Origin of the sequence: Pseudovibrio sp. Tun.PSC04-5.I4 (genome assembly GCF_900104145.1) — a bacterium.
Classification (GTDB): domain Bacteria; phylum Pseudomonadota; class Alphaproteobacteria; order Rhizobiales; family Stappiaceae; genus Pseudovibrio.
Map to the genome: position 1 here is coordinate 145,001 of NZ_FNLB01000006.1, position 16,713 is coordinate 161,713.

Genomic DNA, 16,713 nt, shown 5'->3' on the forward strand with positions numbered 1-16,713 from the left:
CATATGCAAGGTTCTTCCAACAAAAAGGGGCCATAGCTCAGTTGGGAGAGCGCGTGCTTTGCAAGCATGAGGTCGTCGGTTCGATCCCGTCTGGCTCCACCAATGACACTTCGAAGAAGAGTCAGACCTTCGTGAGAAGCGTCATTCCTTAATCTACTTAGAAAGACTGATCGTTTTGTGATCATCATTTATGGTGATTGCGTGTTCTGTGACATTTTGAAGAGAAGACATTACTGGCCGCGTTGAGCGTCAGATCTAAGTGCGCAAGCATTTTGATTTGTTCGACGTGTCACTAGCCAGTTACCAATACCCGCCAGGGTATTGTACGGGGGCGTTTAACCGCTGCCCCGCCAGTTATGTCTCATGAACTGGTCTTGATACACATTGTGTATCAGCCGCATGATTATTTGATTGCTTAGCGATTGGGTCTTTATGCAGCAACAAGATTACATCCAACGAAGATAGGCCTGATCAGCATTGCTGGTTCAGATAAGTCTATCGAATAAAATGTTGGATGTTCCAAGTGACAATCAAGCTTATATTTTGTTAGATTTACGAGCGGTCTTCGGACTGTTTGTGATTATAGCTAATGAGAGTGATCAAGTGTAATAAGAGCATTTGGTGGATGCCTTGGCGACTAGAGGCGATGAAAGACGTGATACGCTGCGATAAGCGTCGGTTAGCTGCGAATAAGCTTTGATCCGACGATTTCTGAATGGGGCAACCCACACCGTAAGGTGTACCCGCAAGGGGGCAAACCTGGGGAACTGAAACATCTAAGTACCCAGAGGAAAGGACATCAACCGAGACTCCGTTAGTAGTGGCGAGCGAACGCGGACCAGGCCAGTGGCTACAAATTAAGAACCGGAACAAGTTGGGAAGCTTGACGTTATTGGGTGATAGTCCCGTACGGGTAGAAAGATTTGTAGTCCTCGAGTAGGGCGGAACACGTGAAATTCTGTCTGAACATGGGGGGACCACCCTCCAAGCCTAAGTACTCCTAGTCGACCGATAGTGCACCAGTACCGTGAGGGAAAGGTGAAAAGTACCCCGACGAGGGGAGTGAAATAGTACCTGAAACCGAATGCTTACAAACAGTTGGAGCTCAAGATTTGTTCTGGGTGACAACGTACCTTTTGTATAATGGGTCAGCGACTTAATTTAATGAGCAAGCTTAAGCCGGTAGGTGTAGGCGCAGCGAAAGCGAGTCTTAATAGGGCGCTTTAGTTCTTTGAATTAGACCCGAAACCGAGTGATCTAGCCATGAGCAGGTTGAAGGTGCAGTAACATGCACTGGAGGACCGAACCCACGAATGTTGAAAAATTCGGGGATGACTTGTGGTTAGGGGTGAAAGGCCAATCAAACTCGGAAATAGCTGGTTCTCCGCGAAATCTATTTAGGTAGAGCGTCGAGTGAATACTCCTGGGGGTAGAGCACTGGATGGGCTATGGGGGCTCACCGCCTTACTGATCCTAACCAAACTCCGAATACCAGGAAGTACTACTCGGCAGACACACAGTGGGTGCTAACGTCCATTGTGGAGAGGGAAACAACCCTGACCGCCAGTTAAGGTCCCTAAGTTATGGCTAAGTGGGAAAGGATGTAGAGATCCCAAAACAACCAGGATGTTGGCTTAGAAGCAGCCATCATTTAAAGAATGCGTAACAGCTCACTGGTCTAAATAAGGGTCTCCGCGCCGAAAATGTACCGGGGCTCAAGCCATACACCGAAACTGCGGGCTTAGTTTATCTAAGCGGTAGCGGAGCGTTCTGTAGGCCGATGAAGGTGGACCCGTGAGGGCTGCTGGAGGTATCAGAAGTGCGAATGCTGACATGAGTAACGATAAAGAGGGTGAGAGACCCTCTCGCCGAAAGTCCAAGGGTTCCTGCGCAACGCTAATCGGCGCAGGGTTAGCCGGCCCCTAAGGCGAGGCCGAAAGGCGTAGTCGATGGGAACGGGGTTAATATTCCCCGGCCTGTGGGTAGTGACGGATGCCGTGTATCGTATCTCCTTATTGGATTGGAGATGCGGTGAAGGTGTTCCAGGAAATAGCTCCCACGATAAGACCGTACCCTAAACCGACACAGGTGGACAGGTAGAGTATACCAAGGCGCTTGAGAGAACTGTGCTGAAGGAACTCGGCAAATTGCTCCCGTAAGTTCGCGAGAAGGGAGCCCAATGCGAAGGCAACTTTGTATTGGGGGCACAGAATTGGGGGTTGCGACTGTTTATCAAAAACACAGGGCTCTGCGAAGCCGCAAGGCGACGTATAGGGTCTGACGCCTGCCCGGTGCTGGAAGGTTAAGAGGAGTTGTGCAAGCAGCGAATTGAAGCCCCAGTAAACGGCGGCCGTAACTATAACGGTCCTAAGGTAGCGAAATTCCTTGTCGGGTAAGTTCCGACCTGCACGAATGGCGTAACGACTTCCCCGCTGTCTCCAGCACAGACTCAGTGAAATTGAATTCCCCGTGAAGATGCGGGGTTCCTGCGGTTAGACGGAAAGACCCCGTGCACCTTTACTACAGCTTCACACTGATATTCGTGATGACATGTGTAGGATAGGTGGTAGACGTTGAAACCAAGGCGCCAGCTTTGGTGGAGTCATCCTTGAAATACCACCCTTGTCCTCATGGATATCTAACCGCGGTACTACAATACCCGGGACCGTGTGTGGCGGGTAGTTTGACTGGGGCGGTCGCCTCCCAAATGGTAACGGAGGCGCGCGAAGGTAGGCTCAGAGCGGTCGGAAATCGCTCGTTGAGTGCAATGGCATAAGCCTGCCTGACTGCGAGACTGACAAGTCGAGCAGAGACGAAAGTCGGTCATAGTGATCCGGTGGTCCCTCGTGGAAGGGCCATCGCTCAACGGATAAAAGGTACGCCGGGGATAACAGGCTGATGATGCCCAAGAGTCCATATCGACGGCATTGTTTGGCACCTCGATGTCGGCTCATCACATCCTGGGGCTGGAGCAGGTCCCAAGGGTTTGGCTGTTCGCCAATTAAAGTGGTACGTGAGCTGGGTTCAGAACGTCGCGAGACAGTTCGGTCCCTATCTGCCGTGGGTGTAGGAATATTGAGAGGATCTGTCCCTAGTACGAGAGGACCGGGATGGACGTACCTCTGGTGGACCTGTTGTGGCGCCAGCCGCATTGCAGGGTAGCTATGTACGGAAGGGATAACCGCTGAAGGCATCTAAGCGGGAAACCCACCTTGAAACTAGTATTCCCTTGAGAGCCGTGGAAGACCACCACGTTGATAGGAGGCATGTGGAAGCATAGTAATATGCGAAGCTGAGCCTTACTAATAGCTCGATTGGCTTGATCACTCCCATTAAGCTATAATCACAAATGACAAACTTCTAAGTTTGTCACATAGGCCTGCTCAAAAAAGCAGATAAGCCTATGGATGAAAATGACAAATACTAAGCCAGTCACTTGGCTAACAAAATAGACCAGTTCAATATACAAGATCAGATAGATGACGCTAATCATCAATCTGAAAGATGCTTGAAACCTCAAGCCGTGGATCGTAAACCAAGATCCGCCTGAGGTGCAAAGCACTCTCAGACAAGCTGATCGCAATTATGTATGTTTATCCTGCCCGGTGGCTATGGCGGGGCGCCCCCACCCGATCCCATCCCGAACTCGGAAGTGAAACGCCCCTGCGCCAATGGTACTTCGTCTCAAGACGCGGGAGAGTAGGGCGCTGCCGGGCAGGATAAACATACAAAATATCTTCAAAATAACCAGAATACATAAGGGCAACATAGTGCCCAATACTAAGTTTACCGCGGGGTGGAGCAGCCCGGTAGCTCGTCAGGCTCATAACCTGAAGGTCGCAAGTTCAAATCTTGCCCCCGCAACCAAATAAAGATCGAAAGATCAACAACATAACAAAAGCCCTGAACCTCTGGTTCAGGGCTTTTTGCGTTCGCGTCAACACCACGTCAACATTGGAAGCAGTCGTGAGACGGGTAAGTGCCGGGTGTCGGTCGGAAATGACGTTGGATTCTCCTAATGATCTGTGACAACAGGCATATTTTAATTTGGTTGTTATATGCATAAATTGCACGCACGGTGCTGATGCTCAATTGGACTTTCATTAGTAAGCGTAGCCCACAAGCTAGGCGCTTGCCTGAGTGTCAGTGGTCTCCGCAATGCGAGACAAAGGCGACCTTCGCTGCAGCGCAGAAATCTAGGTCAACATCAAGCCATTGCTGACGTGGTGGGCCAACTGCGTGTCAATGCTGAGTCAAATTTCCCCACATGTGCTGGACGGAAAGTCCTCAGTTTGAGTATTTGGTGACCAGCCTTGTCTGTGGGTCTAACTCTCCTTTTTGGGTGGCCTGCCGCGTCGTTTTGGTGGTGGAGGTGGAGCTATTGAAGCGTTAGCCCGTACGTGCTCTGGCATGAGGTCCGCATGGCTGCGCAACCGATAACTAGCACCTTCGATCTGGATGACGACGGCATGATGCAAAAGCCGATCGAGAAGGGCTGTGGCAATAACGCGATCACCAAAGATCTCCCCCCATTCCGCAAAGCCACGGTTTGAGGTGAGGATCATGGATCCCTTTTCATATTTGGCATTGACGAGCTGGAAGAACAAGTTTGCTCCCCCATTGGTAATTGGCAGATAACCGATTTCATCGACGATTAGCAGTGAAGTTCGTGCAAAGAAGCGTAGTTTCTCAGTCAACCGCCCTTCTTTTTCAGCTTTTGCCAAGGCTTCGATGAGGTGAGCTAAAGCAATGCGATACACCCGTTTACCCGCTTTAACGGCTGCAACCCCAAGAGCAGTTGCCAGATGGCTCTTTCCTGTACCAGGTGGACCGAGAAAGTGTACCACTTCATTGCGAGTGATGAACTCCAGTTCGGCTAGAGCCATGATGCGATCCCTGTCCAGCGAGGGCTGGAAGGTAAAGTCGAAGCTTTCCAGTGTTTTTATCGGAGTAAGCCGCGCTGTCGTCAGGGCGACGCCGATACGGCGGCCCTCGCGTGTTGAATATTCTTCATTGAGCAGAGAATCCAGGGCCTCCAGTGCCGTGAGTTCCCCTTGTTCCAATTGGCTCAGCGTGTGGTCGAGCACCTCTAAAGCCCGCGGCATTTTTAAGCCTACCAGTGAAGACTGAATGCGTTTACTGAGCGAACTCATGGCTTACCTCCAGTACTGGCAAGTCGTTGGCCTACCGCTTCATAGAACTCCAGTGGGCGTTGGTTTACACCGCTGTGTTTGGTTGGCTCCGCAGCCAGACGACGGCGCTGTGTTGCCCGTGGAGGAGCCTTGCGATGGCATGGATCAACCCGGCGCTGGTTCTTTCCCTCCATGACCGGATGGGTGGCGATGAGCTGACCGTTTTCATAGATGCGCACCTCTTGCGGGTGATGCTGGACTTCGACCATCCGTTTCTTAACGGTGTCCGGCACTGAATAAAGATTACCTCCAACGGAGACCATGCCATCACGCGTGACCCGCCGCTCCACCAGTAAAACAGCATCATAAGGGTGCGCTGGCAAAGGGATCAGAGCGGGCTGTTCCTCTCCAAAGACCTCGCCCACCACACGGTTGGTGGTGGCATGAACACGGGCATTGGCAATTTCCTTGCACCAGCGTGTGAACTGGGCATTAAGATCGTCCAGATCGCGGAACGTACGACCAAGGAAGAAATCCTGCCGGATGTAACGAAATGGCCGCTCCACCTTGCCCTTGGTTTTGGCCCGGTAGGGCTGGCAGGCATCCGGCTGAGCGCCATAATGGTCCAGAAGAGCGACAAGAGCAGGATTAAAAAGAACAGTGCCATCTGGCTCCTCTCCCAGAACGGCTGTCTTCATGCGATCATACAGGACTTCCAGTGTCGCTCCGCCGAAGACCTCAAAGGCCGCGATATGACAACGCAGGACTGTCTCTAGTTTTTGATTGGCACAATAGCGCCCCCACAAAAACCGTGAATTACTCAGCACCATTGAAAACAAAAAGACTTTTCGCACCACATCTGGTTCACTGGTGAACTCCACCTGAAACTCAGCAAAATCTACCTGTGCCTGCTGGCCTGGTGCTGTCTCAAAGCGCCGTTCAAATGCATGCGGAGGAGCTGGACGGATCAGGCGAAGATATTCCGTTACAGTGGAGTAACCGCCCTTAAACCCCAGTGTCTTCAGCTCACGAAGCAAGCGCCGGGCAGATAGACCGGGAAACCGCTCCAGTCGCTCAAGTAAATAGCCTTTGTATTCCTCCAGTACACGCCCGTCACGCTGGCGGGGGCCGTAGACAGGAGCTTCAAGGCCTTGGTGTAAGTATTTGCTGACCGTCTTTCTATCCAGCCCGGCTTTGCGCGCTATGGCACTTACAGACAGTCCCTGCTGCTTCAAATTATGGATCATTACGATCTTCCCTAGATTGACCACTCCTCCACACCCCTTCTTTCCAACAGGAACGTAGAGGAGAGTTTGGCCAACTTTTGTTTGAAGGGGCATGCCCCTTCAAACAAAAGTCAAAGCTGAAAAAGTGGGGAATTTTCAACCAGCGCTTTTGGGGAGAATACATCCAGCACTGACACTGCGGTCCTTCGGGCGTTTCCATCATGGGTTGAGACACGCTCACCCGGAGGCTTCTACAGTAGCTCTTATGGGCGATCTGGAATTACTCTACTGACCACTTGCGGACGCTCACCTACGCTTACGACCGTCCTAACTACAGCAAGGCTTCAACTCAAGATCGACCCCACTCACATTGTCTCTATGGGCGGATTGCAGACCTTCGCTGCGGGCGCAAGATGAAGTCAAGCGGCGATGCAAAGCAGACACGAATAAGCTGATATTTTGAGCATGGTGGCCTTACCTGTTTAAAAGGCATTTTAAATTGAAGTGTACCGCAATATACTCAACTTAAACGTGTCACGTGGGTTTGATAGTGGCCGAAACAGGAAATCAAATGCATATTCATCGTCTCAAGATTTCAGGCCTGCGTGGGGTGCAAGATGCAGACATTACTTTTGGCAAACACTCAGTTCTTGTTGGACCGAACAACAATGGCAAGACAACGATTGTTGAGGCTCTTGCTCTGCTGCTGGGGAGGGACCGATTGGTTCGACGCTTGACCGAACATGACTTTCACCAAAGCAGACCAATCGAAATATCTCGAATCATAATTGTCGCCACCATCGCAGGCTTTCCCGAGAATGATCCGCAACATAGTCCGTCTTGGTTTGCGATAGGTCGCGGAGGTGTTGAGAAGTGGCTCAACCCAAGCACAGGCTGCCTTGCCGCCTCTGCAGACGAACATCACACTGAGCTTAGTGTTCAGATCGCATTTGCGGCCCGTTTTGATCTCCAAGAACTCGAAGCCGAAACTGTCAGGTTCTTTGTAGATGATGAAGCAAGCCTTGGTGATCCGTTCCATGAAGATACAAGCCACACTCCGGTTTCGTCGAAGACGCTTCAAGAGCTTGGCTTCTTCATGGTCCCAGCTTCCCGAACATGGGACAAATGGATTTCTTTTACGTCAGAGCTTTTTCGACGTCTCGTTGCAACATTGGGTGGCCTTCCCGCTACTGCTATACGCGATGCAAGGGAACGTCTTTGGGAACCGGAAGCAGGTCAGCGCTTAGAAGAACAGGACGGCCTTAAAGCAATTGTTGAGCAGGCCAATGATGAACTTGGCAAGCTCATGCCATCTTCACCAAGGCTTCAGCTTCGAATAACAGGGACAGACAGCAACTCAGTCCTTGAAAGCGTCGTGCCTCATTTTGCGCACGGTGACGGTCCAACCCTCCCTTCCGCCCGGCAGGGAACTGGATTGACTTCCTTACAGAGTCTTCTGTTGCTGATGCAATTCGGAAAGGCCAGAGCTGATGCGAATAAGTCATTTGTCCTTGCTGTTGAGGAGCCTGAACTGCACATTCAACCTTCTCAACAAAAGCGGCTCGTCAACCGGTTTAATGCGCTCTGCGATCAGACTATTGTCACTACACACTCGCCACTTGTTGCGGCGATGTTCCCTGTCGAAGCTACTTACTTTGTCGAAAACGACGATGGACAAATGTCTATTTCACCATTGTCAAAGATAGCACCCGCTGGTCCGACCAATCACAAGCAACATCTCTTTTTTGCTTGGCGACAAAAGCTGATTGCCGCGCTGATGCATCAGCGTGTTTTGATCCCAGAGGGTATCAGCGATGTCGCTTGGCTAGAGGCGCTCCAAACTGCTTTGGAGCTCAGGCAAAGTTGGGATTCGCCTGAAGACGAACAATCGAAGTTTTCGACGTTTGTTGGGGTCGTGCCCACAGACGATGCAAAGATCGCTGAGACGCACGATGTGGTCAGAGGGGTCCATCGTCATTGCGCGATCCTAGTCGATGGAGATCAAGCCGGAAGGGGTTACCTTGCGGAATTAAATGCGGCTGATCCATCGCCCAGTGCGGCAATCATATGGCCAACTGATTGGAAAATTGAAAACGTGGTCACTTGGATTGCGGAAGCAAACCTTGAACAAGTTTTGCCCCAGATAGCTGAAGCCAATGGCACGACAATCGGTGGCGCAGAAGAGCTTACTGCTTTCCTAGAAGAAAGAAAGTCCTATGCCCCCACACAAGAAACTACCTCGGCAATCCTGATGCACGACGCCGGGTGCCGTAAACGCGCAGCGCAGCTACTTAATGCACTGTGTGACACTCTAATTGACCCATCAGTCCAGAGCTCCCCACTTTTCGTTCGAGAGACCGACGATGGTGCGACAATGCCCACTTTCCGTTTCGAGCCGTCCAATGACCTTTGACTTCTTCGAAGGACCTGCTGGATCCGGAAAGACCTTCAGCATGGTGGCTCACGCCCGTCAATTGATCGAGAACGATGCGTTGGGTGAAGGTCAACGTATGCTTGCTCTGACCTTTATGAACGGTGCGCGACGACGGCTGACAGAAAGCTTGAACGATGAAGCTTCATTCAGACGGAAGTTCGACTGCCTAACTTTTGACTCTTTTGCTCAGACACTAGCCACACGAAGAAGCGCGAAAGTGACCGACGAGATGCGGCAACATGCAGAGAAACTGGGCCAGTTTCACGGGCCGTGTTTCTTAGCAGGTGAGCTCCTGAAAGATGCAGAGGTTCGCCGTTGGGTGGCAAGAACCTACCCCTTGGTGCTGGTCGATGAGGCCCAAGACCTTGATGTCCATCGGCAAGGAATAATTCTTGGTTTGAAGGAGTGTTGCGCGACTGTTGTTGCCGCAGACAGTTTCCAGTGTTTGAGAGACGGCCAAGAAATAGCAAACTTCATCGATCAATTGTTAAACGCCGGAACCTCTCACTCCCTTACTCAAAGTCACCGAACGGACAAGAGTGGTTTGCTTGCCTCCGCTTTGGCCGTGAGGAGAAGTGAAGGCATTCGGGACGTATTGAAAGAGGAAACTATCGGGAAGACTGACAGGGTTCATTGGGTCGGTGAAGGTATTGAACTTTTGGAAGTTCCAGCTAAGGCCAAGAACTCAGGATTGCTCGCATGGAATTTGGCGTTTCAACTGAGACGTGGCTCTGACGACGTTGCAATCCTCACGCCAGATTCGAAGAACACAATCATACGGCGAGCAATTAGTACGGTCACAGAAAAACAAGGGCAATGGCCACACAACGCATTTCCAGTCAGTTGGGAAGGCGGTGATAACAGCATTGCGGACAAACTGATGGAAGCGATTGGTTTTCCTGCCTCAGCTTCTTACGACGAGGTGTGTGCATTACTAAAAATTCACCTAGCGCAGCCAATGATCAAGTCAGTGGACCGGCGCATTCGCAGACTACATAGGGTGACAGGCCAAAGCGAGTTTGAGAAGCCTCAACTGGAGTCCTTTATCTCGGGTGCAGTCCGAACCAACACACGGCTTGGTTTCAAGAAGAATGCGAAAATTAAGGCCATGTCAATCCATGGCGCGAAGAACAGAGAGTTTGACAGGGTTATCGTCCTGTGGCCGCATTCAGTAACCGGAAGTGATGAGCATAAGCGGCGTTTGCTATACAACGCCATGACCCGCGCGAAGAGCCATTGCACAATCATTGTACTTGGACAGGAGCGACTGGATTCAGCTCCCTTCGCGCCGTCCTAAAGGGGTTTTTATGGAGTTCATCACTCATTTCTTTCAGGCTTTGAAGTCGCCCAAAACGGCCCTCGTGCTGTTTTTGTTTAGCGGTGCACTTTTGTTTTTTCCCATCGACCAGTTGGGGCTAGAAAAGCCGGAGTTCACCGACGCTTACCAGACACAAATCTTATTGGTATTCTTTCTAGCGTCGGCAATCCTTATTTTGGAGATCATAACATGGATGGTTTCCACGGCCCGCGCTCCCTTCCGAAAGCGGGCTCGCGAGAAAGCTTACCAAGAAAGCATTGAAAAGGTATTTTTCTCTCTGAACCTTTCAGAACTTTGCGTGCTTTGGGTAATGACCCAAAGTGGTACCAAAACGATCAAAGCTAGCTATGATAACCATGTGATGGTGTCGCTCAGACAGAAAAATGCCTTAGGTTTGCTTCCAGGCCCCCAAAGCTTATTCGAGGCGCACCATTATATGCCCGACGCACTATATGATCTTGTGGCAGAGCGTGGTTACCAGCGCATGCCTGAAGACTTTAAGAATTCAGCGCAGTTTGAGGATGAAGTGCGAGAGATCGTGCACCGATCTACAAGTTGGAACTCTTGGGGTTGAGTTGCCTCGCGCTCTATAACCCCTAGAGAACTAAAATTTTCGCGCGCGCAGCGAATGTCTGCAACGCTGCCTCCAATGACAACATTGCGATGCTGTGCTGTGGGGCAGCTTAGGGGCCGTTCGAGTAGTTATAGATCGTTTGCGAGGGCTAGTGACGCCACCTCCTGGTGGTACTGCTTCAACCCTTGCTAGAAACGTCCCAACGGCGGCTTTTGGCCCTCAGCTTCAAGCTGATTAAGGTCAATCCTAAGTTGAGTCTCGCTCTGGATGGGGTTGTTCCGTAACCAGGCGAACGGCAGCAATGGTCACCAAGCGACATGCTGTCCCTGCGAGTACCAGTAACCTATTTAATGACCGCAATAGGTTGCAAGGTAACAATCTACCTGCAACGCAGCGCAACATAACTTTTCACACTCTGGGGTTATTGTTCAGGCCAATGGGTCCATTGTTCCAATTGCTTTTAGCTTCCCATTTGTACACTCCCTGCCTCGCTTTTCGGCTCCTAATGCATCTATGAGTTGTCCTTCATTTTGAGGGGCGGCCCGCGGCAAGGGCGCAGGAGATCTGCGGGAATGGTTGGCGGGGCTATTATCTGAGGTGGAGGCTTTTCTCTTGCCGTACAAGCGCTCAGCAGCAGTGTGCAAAAAATCAGATAGAGTCGCATCGCGGCCCTCCATGGATTGAAGTTCATTGGCGAGTTCTTCCCAGCGTTCGGCTTTCGCTTCTGCCTGTTGCAGATATGCCCGGTGGACGCGTGCGACCTCTTCAGCGCATACAAGGGCGGCTTGGGCTTGGGTGAGTTGTAGTCTGGAGTTCTTCAGCTCGGCTTGAAGGCGTTCCTGATCTCGAACATAGTCAGCGAAGAGCCAGAGTGCCGAGGCTAGTGCTGCAGCTATGATCGCGTATGGTGCCTGGCGGAGTAGGATGCTCATCATGCTTAAAGCCTTGCCTCTGCGATGAGGGAGCGTAGCTTGTTACCTACGTCAATTGGATCTCCGGGCTTAGTCATATCCGGCAGCCAGGTGATGTCCCATTTACTGCGCTGTTTGACACTTAGTGTTGGCTCAACCTCAGCATGGGTAAGGACCGAATATGGGTTGACAGGGATTTGATAGGTATCGCAGAGATCAGCAACAGTCTCGACTAGCGTGTGGATTTGCTCGTGCGTGATTGGGTACTTTTCTGCATCAAAGGGAGATTGTCTTGCGCCTGCCATGGCGTCGAGGGCGATACCAATAGATCCTGAGTTAAGTGCTCTGGCGTGTGCAACATAGCGCCTATCGCGGCAATTGGTATTGGCCTCCGGTTTAAACGCACCTGCATGTGTTCGGACCGCTCTGTCAACAATAAGATGATTGTGCTGTCGCTCCAGTGTGCGTCTGCAGAGTTTTTGGGTCCAGGAACTGTGAAAACTAAGCGAGAGTTTGGCTCATCTGGTTGGTTTGATTATGCAGCGTGTTGTCTGTGATGAGCTAACGGTGAATCTTGGTGACGGAGTGAATTGCGGCGTATCATAGCAAGTGTTCGAAGCTTGCTTTTGACTCCAGAGGAGCTGATACGCCTATGACAGATGATAGTGTTATCCCGCTTGTGCAGCCAGGGGAATTTCAAGATGCGCTCACGGAAGTTTTGCGTTCGGGTGCACAGCAACTTTTGCGAGCGGCCATTGAGAGTGAAGTCATGAGCGTGCTTTCGCTTTACTCGGACTTAAAATTACCAGATGGCCGTCAGCGGGTGGTCCGGCATGGGCATTTGCCAGAGCGCCAGGTCCAAACTGGGGTTGGGCCTGTCACGGTCAGCAAACCTCGGATCCGGGATCGAGATGAGAATGCAGAAGAGAAAATTCATTACCATTCCAATCTGTTACCTAATTATCTGCGCCGTTCAACCAGTCTTGATGAATTGATCCCAGCGCTCTATTTGCGTGGGGTTTCCACCAATGATGTTCAGCAAGCTTTAAGTGCTTTGTTGGGTGTTGATGCTCCCAACCTTTCGCCGGATGTCATCCGCGGCCTTGTCAAAAGCTGGCGATCTTTATGGGAAGAGTGGAAAACTCGAGACCTGTCAGCGCGCAACTACGTTTATATGTGGGCAGATGGCATCTATCTGAAAGCCCGGGGAGAACGGGAAAGTCGCTGTATTCTGGTGTTGATCGGGGCAACACCGGAAGGCAAGAAAGAGCTGATTGGCTTTGATGATGGCTACCGGGAAGATACTCAGAGCTGGCGGGAACTATTGCTTGCTCTCAAAGCTCGTGGCCTGCAGATCGAACCGAAATTAGCAGTGGGAGATGGTGCTCTGGGTTTCTGGGCGGCATTGCGGGAAGTCTTTGGCACAACAAAAGCTCAACGCTGCTGGGTCCACAAGACAATGAACGTCCTAAGCAAAATGCCTAAATCCTTGCAGGCCAAAGCGAAAAAGGATCTACAGGATATCTGGATGGCGGAAAATCGTGCAGATGCAGAGACGGCTTTTGATCTTTTCATAGAGAAATTTGAGGTTAAATACCCCAAAGCCACGCAATGCCTTGCCAAGGATAGGATCGAACTGTTGGCTTTTTATGACTTTCCTGCTGAGCATTGGGGGCATATCAGAACCACCAATCCAATTGAATCAACCTTTGCAACTGTGCGCCATAGAACAAGGCAAACCAAGAATTGCCTCTCCCGGGATACTGCAATGCCAATGGTCTTCATGCTGATCAAGGCAGCGGAGAAGCGCTGGCAGAAATTGAGAGGCAAAAATCAATTGCCTAAGATAATACAGGGTGTCATCTTCACGAATGGCATCGAGAGTGATGCAAACCAAAATCACGCCGCGTGAAACCCATCACCAACTTTTGCGGTTAGCTCGTCTGTGATGCAAGCGTCGTGCTTTGAGCGTTTTTCGTTTGATCCTCTCCCTTTGTTGCAGAATAGCTTTGTCGTGCCCGAAGTAGACGTCGGCGGGAGTGAGGTTGCTTAGACTCTCATGGTAACGCTCATGGTTGTAGTGAGTGATGAAGGCTTCGATCTGATCTTCAAGATCACCGGGTAGGAAATAGTTTTCCAGCAGGATGCGGTTCTTCATGGTCTGGTGCCAACGCACGATCTTACCTTGGGTTGGGGGCCAGGTCATACGGCGTCGATCTGAAGGACGGATGCCACCAGTGGGAGAAATGAAGGAAAACACCGAGGAGGACTGCCGGTCAAACACCCGGCCAATCGTACTCATCGATTCTCCCTGCTGCCACTGATCCCAGATCTCGGCTCGTTGCTTTGCGGAATAGTAGATACGATGGCGGTACTTTATGTCAAACACTCCATCTTTCCTAAAAGATTAAAGTGTTGCACTCACCTGTTGAGCCCACCATATGCTGAGCAGCTGTTGTTGGATACTCGGAGTATGAACTGGTAAGACGCGAACGAAGTGGACCTTCGCTGCAAGTGCGAAGAGCAGAGCGCGCAAAAGCTTACTCTTTGGACGAACGAGCCATGACCGGACCTTCGGGCGTTTCCATCAGTGGTTGAGACATCTCGCCCTAGAGGCTTTTGCTGCCAATCTTATAAGCGCTCTGCACTCATCTGACCGGACGGAGTCTTTGCAACTCAGCAAAAACAACTTGGCAATACCGTTGGAAGAGTTGTTTTACCCGATTTGCACTGTCGTTTGTTTAACCGGGAACGAGAACACTAAAACCCGGATTTTTTCATTCGATTAAAGCTCAGATATTCGTCTTGGGGGTTCTATTATCGGTAATGGCTTTCCTAGCATACGACCAGTCTCAATTAGTTTGGATATAAATCAAAACTTCGCGGGACTTCTAGGAAAAAAGATCCAATGCGACATTTGGAATTTCAAAGGTCGTGATTGCAAGAGTATGGTCTGCTCTTGCTTGGGCGTTAAATCCCGTTATTTTAGGAAGTTCTCGATCTCGGTCAGCGCACGGGCATCCGAAATCACGCCAAGATGATCGACCCCTTCGATTAGTCGGTACTGACCCTTTGGATTGGCTGCTGAGAGGGTGGTTTCAAAGGCCTTAGCGTGGAATGCCTCGTCCTCAACCCCAGCGATTAGTAGAAATTCAGGCAACTGTTTTAAATCCGCAAGATAATCGCTGCGCGGCGCAAAGGACGTATTGAGCCGGTAGCTATAGCTTTGTGTCGCGGTATGTCCCTGCGCGCTGTTAATCACCGCAGAAGAGTGGTTGAACTGGATCATGTGCAATCCATTAAAGACTGTGATGCCGACGGCGTTCAGCATCGATTGCCCGATCACACGTCGTATCAACACATGGGACCATCCACCCACATCAACGCGCATTGTGGGTGCATCATGTTTGAGGAACGGCGCCAACAAAACCGCCTTTTCGATCAAACCACCATATGCGCCACCAGCAAAGCGGATGGTTAGCCCCCCGCCACTCGAATGCCCCAGCATGTATACAGGGCGGTCCGTGGTGTTGTAGGTGGTAATCAAATCGGCCAGATCGTCTTCAAACTGGCCGATATAATCCAGATCTCCACGCCGCACCGGGTCAGGGCCATGACCCCGCAAGTCTGGTATTAGGACTTCGAACCCTAGCGTTTTTGATAAATCTGCCCCAATCGGCGTATAAGCTCCGCCATGCCACCCGGACCCGTGGATTACCACAACCAGCGGCACCTCTGGCGAGGCTCCAGAATAATGCCGCACGTCAAGCTGCGTACCATCGCGTGCCGTGTAGGATGTTAAGCCGGGATCTTCGTTCTTGTCAGCCTCACGAACGCTTTCAAATGATAAAGTATTGCCAGCCTCCAGCGGCTCGACCTGCTGCGAAAAGACAAGCCCGACGGCAAGCGCCAGATAAATGGCGACAGCCCCAAAAACAGCCAACAGCACGACTCTCAGACCTCTGTTTAAGGACATATGGCACCCTTCGTTTTATAAGACTGAGAAGTAAGTGATCGGGATGTGTGAAATCCCGGACCTCCATCGTCCTGAAGAGGTTACCACCAATAAACCACGTATTTAAGCTAATATTCGTTGAATGCCGATACGTCCACAACTGTGAAAACCCTCCGCCAACCCAATGCCTGAAAGCGCGAAGCAAGCAAAACGGCTCTATGGAATGAGCGTGGCAGATTTCAGCCCATCAGCAAACATAAGCCGTCTTGGTTTGTGAGGTCTGTGTTTCATTTGATGGAGTTGGTTTACCGGTTCCTGACTTTTCAACCTGTCGCACCGCGCAGATGGCTTGAAACTTTCAAATCCCAAACCGCGAACGAACTCTGAGCCAGTAGCGCTGGTAGTAGATAGTAAAGGCGTTAAGATCATTGGTGCCGGAGAATGGCAGGAAACTAAGAATGGAACCAGGATAAAGCGCAGAACTTGGCGTAAACTTCACCTTGGCCTTGATCTGAATACCGGCGAAATCGTATGTTCTGAACTGACTGAGGATACGGTTGCCGATCCAACCGCTGTGCCGGATCTGTTGGATCAGATCGAAGATACAGTTGCCACATTTCTCGGTGACGGCGCTTATGATGGGACGCCCACGAGACAAGAATTAGCAAGCCGTTTTGATGGTATCGAGGTCATCATTCCACCTCCCAAAACAGCTATCTCCGGCCCCCAGGCTGCGACCGCTCCCACTGCTCGCGACCGGGATATTCTTGCCATTCAAAAGAACGGCAGGATGTCTTGGAAAAAGCAACCCGGATATGGCAGAAGGTCTCGAGGCGAAACCTTGATGGGCCGCTTGAAGCAGGTGATCGGGACCACCCTCAGGTCACGAAAGTTGAACAATCAGAGGACAGAGGCAAAACTTAGCGTCGCCGTTCTCAACACAATGACGGCCCTCGGACACGCCACGTTCGAGAAGGTTTCTGCATGACCAGATGTATGGGATTGGGCAAGCTGTAAGCTAATTTCGAATTGTGCAACAGCGTCACTACGATGCGCCTTCCTTGCAGCAAGGCCACAAAAAAAGTACATCGGGGCTTCTAATATACCATGGGGAGAGCTGGCGATTAGAAAGTCGGGGTTCGCTTAAGAGCTGTCGCGTCCAC

The 16,713-nt window shown here is 51.0% G+C and carries 10 protein-coding genes, 2 tRNA genes, 2 rRNA genes and 1 pseudogene; 9 read left to right on the top strand and 6 right to left on the bottom strand.

Going from position 1 to position 16,713, the window contains the following annotated elements; translation table 11 throughout:
• Positions 1 to 26: 26 nt before the first annotated feature.
• The 4 genes from BLS62_RS05690 (at position 27) to BLS62_RS05705 (ending at position 3,867) form a co-directional block, all read left to right on the top strand.
• A tRNA-Ala gene (locus BLS62_RS05690) sits at positions 27 to 102 on the top strand.
• 495 nt (positions 103 to 597) lie between these two features.
• Positions 598 to 3,327, top strand: a 23S ribosomal RNA gene (locus tag BLS62_RS05695).
• Positions 3,328 to 3,601: 274 nt separating this feature from the next.
• Positions 3,602 to 3,716 (top strand): 5S ribosomal RNA (gene rrf / locus BLS62_RS05700).
• Between the two features lie 74 nt (positions 3,717 to 3,790).
• Positions 3,791 to 3,867, top strand: a tRNA-Met gene (locus BLS62_RS05705).
• Between the two features lie 458 nt (positions 3,868 to 4,325).
• On the opposite strand, the gene istB is transcribed toward BLS62_RS05705, so the two are convergent.
• Positions 4,326 to 5,153 (bottom strand): IS21-like element helper ATPase IstB, encoded by an 828-nt coding sequence (istB, locus tag BLS62_RS05710; RefSeq protein WP_093175407.1) that lies wholly within the window; start codon positions 5,151 to 5,153, stop codon positions 4,326 to 4,328.
• Complete coding sequence (gene istA, locus BLS62_RS05715) at positions 5,150 to 6,403, bottom strand: IS21 family transposase (protein ID WP_093176930.1); 1,254 nt, start codon at positions 6,401 to 6,403, stop codon at positions 5,150 to 5,152. Before istA ends, istB begins: the two co-directional genes overlap by 4 nt.
• Before the next feature lie 526 nt (positions 6,404 to 6,929).
• Between istA and BLS62_RS05725 the strand changes: the two genes are divergently transcribed.
• Genes BLS62_RS05725 through BLS62_RS05735 form a run of 3 tightly spaced genes read left to right on the top strand, consistent with a single transcriptional unit; the run spans position 6,930 to position 10,684 of the window.
• On the top strand, positions 6,930 to 8,771 hold the full coding sequence (locus BLS62_RS05725) for an ATP-dependent nuclease (RefSeq protein ID WP_093178049.1): 1,842 nt from the start codon (positions 6,930 to 6,932) through the stop codon (positions 8,769 to 8,771).
• Positions 8,761 to 10,089 (top strand): ATP-binding domain-containing protein, encoded by a 1,329-nt coding sequence (locus BLS62_RS05730; RefSeq protein WP_093178052.1) that lies wholly within the window; start codon positions 8,761 to 8,763, stop codon positions 10,087 to 10,089. Before BLS62_RS05725 ends, BLS62_RS05730 begins: the two co-directional genes overlap by 11 nt.
• Before the next feature lie 10 nt (positions 10,090 to 10,099).
• Entirely contained in the window at positions 10,100 to 10,684 is a 585-nt protein-coding gene (locus BLS62_RS05735) for a super-infection exclusion protein B (protein ID WP_093178055.1), read from the top strand.
• A gap of 428 nt (positions 10,685 to 11,112) precedes the next feature.
• On the opposite strand, the gene BLS62_RS05740 is transcribed toward BLS62_RS05735, so the two are convergent.
• On the bottom strand, positions 11,113 to 11,619 hold the full coding sequence (locus tag BLS62_RS05740) for a hypothetical protein (protein WP_093178057.1): 507 nt from the start codon (positions 11,617 to 11,619) through the stop codon (positions 11,113 to 11,115).
• 2 nt (positions 11,620 to 11,621) lie between these two features.
• On the bottom strand, positions 11,622 to 12,056 hold the full coding sequence (locus BLS62_RS05745; RefSeq protein WP_093178060.1) for a peptidoglycan recognition protein family protein: 435 nt from the start codon (positions 12,054 to 12,056) through the stop codon (positions 11,622 to 11,624).
• Between the two features lie 191 nt (positions 12,057 to 12,247).
• Between BLS62_RS05745 and BLS62_RS05750 the strand changes: the two genes are divergently transcribed.
• Positions 12,248 to 13,507, top strand: coding sequence for an IS256 family transposase (locus BLS62_RS05750; protein ID WP_093175281.1), 1,260 nt, complete (start codon positions 12,248 to 12,250; stop codon positions 13,505 to 13,507).
• A 6-nt stretch (positions 13,508 to 13,513) separates the two neighbouring features.
• Here BLS62_RS05750 and BLS62_RS30470 read toward each other — a convergent pair.
• Positions 13,514 to 13,792, bottom strand: a pseudogene (locus tag BLS62_RS30470) (integrase core domain-containing protein); the annotation flags it as partial.
• 783 nt (positions 13,793 to 14,575) lie between these two features.
• Positions 14,576 to 15,571 (bottom strand): alpha/beta hydrolase, encoded by a 996-nt coding sequence (locus BLS62_RS05760; protein ID WP_093178066.1) that lies wholly within the window; start codon positions 15,569 to 15,571, stop codon positions 14,576 to 14,578.
• Between the two features lie 307 nt (positions 15,572 to 15,878).
• On the opposite strand from BLS62_RS05760, the gene BLS62_RS05765 reads away from it, so the two are divergent.
• Positions 15,879 to 16,538, top strand: a complete 660-nt coding sequence (locus BLS62_RS05765; protein WP_093178068.1) for an IS5 family transposase — start codon at positions 15,879 to 15,881, stop codon at positions 16,536 to 16,538.
• Positions 16,539 to 16,713 lie beyond the last annotated feature (175 nt).